Origin of the sequence: Vibrio sp. bablab_jr001, from assembly GCF_016464285.1 — a bacterium.
GTDB lineage: Bacteria > Pseudomonadota > Gammaproteobacteria > Enterobacterales > Vibrionaceae > Vibrio > Vibrio fluvialis.
This window is the reverse complement of sequence record NZ_JACDWZ010000016.1, coordinates 1-483: the sequence shown is the minus strand read 5'-3', so window position 1 is coordinate 483 and position 483 is coordinate 1. Positions and strand designations below refer to the sequence as shown.

The window sequence follows — 483 nt, the reverse complement described above, 5'->3', positions numbered from 1 at the left end:
GTTTAACCTTCGGGAGGACGCTTGCCACTTTGTGGTTCATGACTGGGGTGAAGTCGTAACAAGGTAGCGCTAGGGGAACCTGGCGCTGGATCACCTCCTTATACGAATGATTATTGCGATGAGTGTTCACACAGATTGATAGTGTTTAATAAAGTGAAGAGATTCGTACCTCTGCCCTTTAGTGCGGAGATACACTGCTGTGTCCCGTTCGTCTAGAGGCCTAGGACACCGCCCTTTCACGGCGGTAACAGGGGTTCGACTCCCCTACGGGATACCATCTTTAAAGGTTTTTACCTGAAGAATCTTTAAAAATGGTTTCTTTCTGATACAGAAAGTGAATCTTGCTCTTTAACAATTTGGAAAGCTGACAAAACAATCTTTTAAGATTGTTTGTAAAGTTCTCAATGTATTCCTGAACGGAATACACCAACAAACACATTCAAGTGTGCTTGGTATCGAAGCTTACTGATTCAGTAAGTCTTC

The 483-nt window shown here is 43.3% G+C and carries 1 tRNA gene and 1 rRNA gene; both read left to right on the top strand.

The annotated features are described in order from the left end of the window. Window positions 1-101, top strand: a 16S ribosomal RNA gene (locus JIG40_RS00920); the annotation flags it as partial. A 100-nt stretch (window positions 102-201) separates the two neighbouring features. Further along, a tRNA-Glu gene (locus JIG40_RS00915) sits at window positions 202-277 on the top strand. Window positions 278-483: the final 206 nt, after the last annotated feature.